The organism is Streptomyces sp. NPDC005195, from assembly GCF_040608315.1.
In the GTDB taxonomy this organism is placed as follows: domain Bacteria; phylum Actinomycetota; class Actinomycetes; order Streptomycetales; family Streptomycetaceae; genus Streptomyces; species Streptomyces kaempferi.
Genome location: NZ_JBEXHZ010000386.1, coordinates 1 through 1,126 on the forward strand (window position 1 = coordinate 1; position 1,126 = coordinate 1,126).

General features: G+C 72.9%; 1 protein-coding gene. It reads right to left on the bottom strand.

The genetic code is table 11. The features are described from left to right. On the bottom strand, positions 1-1,126 hold a 1,126-nt coding region (locus ABZV34_RS39835; protein WP_356288318.1), incomplete at both ends, for a phosphotransferase.

Here is a 1,126-nt window from a genome sequence, read left to right on the forward strand (position 1 = left end):
GTCTCGTACGCGCGCAGCAGCTCGGGCTCCTCGTGCGGATCCCAGGCGGCCGCGGCGGCGTAACCGGCCCCGTACGCCTCCCGGCAGCGGTGCGCCCACTCCGGGCGCCAGGGACGGCGGGAACGCGCGGCGTAGTCGAAGGAGCGCAACATGCCCGCGACATCGCGGACGGGCGACTGCAGACGCCGTCGCTCGGAGACCGGACGGGCCGGCTCGCCCTCGAAGTCGATGACGGACCACTGGTGCCCGGCCCTCAGCACCTGGCCGAGGTGGAGGTCGCCGTGGATCCGCTGAGATGGCCGCGCCGCCACGTCGAGTGACGCCAGGGCGTCGAAGGCGGAGCGCAACCCCGTTACGTAACGGCAGAGTTGGGGTACCGCCTCGGCCGTGGCGTCGAGGCGCTCGCTCATCGCGGCGGCGAGCCGTTCGTGCTGGAGCGGGCTCGGCGCGTCGACGGGGAAAGCCGTCGCCAGTGCCAGATGCACTTCGGCGGTGGCCCGTCCCAGTTCGTACGCCTCCTCGGTGAACTCCCGTGCGGAGGCGAGTGACTTCAGTGCCAGGGTCCAGCCGTCGGCGGCGCCCGGCAGGAACGGCTGGAGTACACCCAGCGTCGCCTCCCGGGGCTGCGAGGTGCCGAACCACGCCGCGGGGGCGGGTACCCGGGTGCAGCCCTGCCGGGCCAGTGCCCAGGGAAGTTCCAGGTCCGGGTTGATGCCCGGCTGGACGCGGCGGAAGAACTTCAGGATGAAGGAGTCCCCGTACACGAGTGAGGAGTTCGACTGCTCGGCGTCGAGCAGCCGGGGAGCGAGGCCGGCCGGGACCGTCACGCGCGCGTCGCGCTCGAAGAGCAGCGGCCCCGCCGCCCCCGGAGTACGCAGCCGCTCCAGGAGCAGCCCCGTCGCCCGCGGGTCGTGGAGCGCGTCGTAGACACTCATGTCGGCCAGCGGTCCCGCGCTCGCGCGGCCGATGAAGGCATGGGCGAGCCGGGGCGGCAGGACCTTCCGCGCGCCGAGGAGGAGCTGATAGCAGTCGTCGGGCGGGGGAGTGCCGGATCCGCTGTGGGTGGTCCGGCCCAGGTGTTCGGTGTGTACGAGGAGATGCAGGCAACCCGGGTACAGCTCGGTCG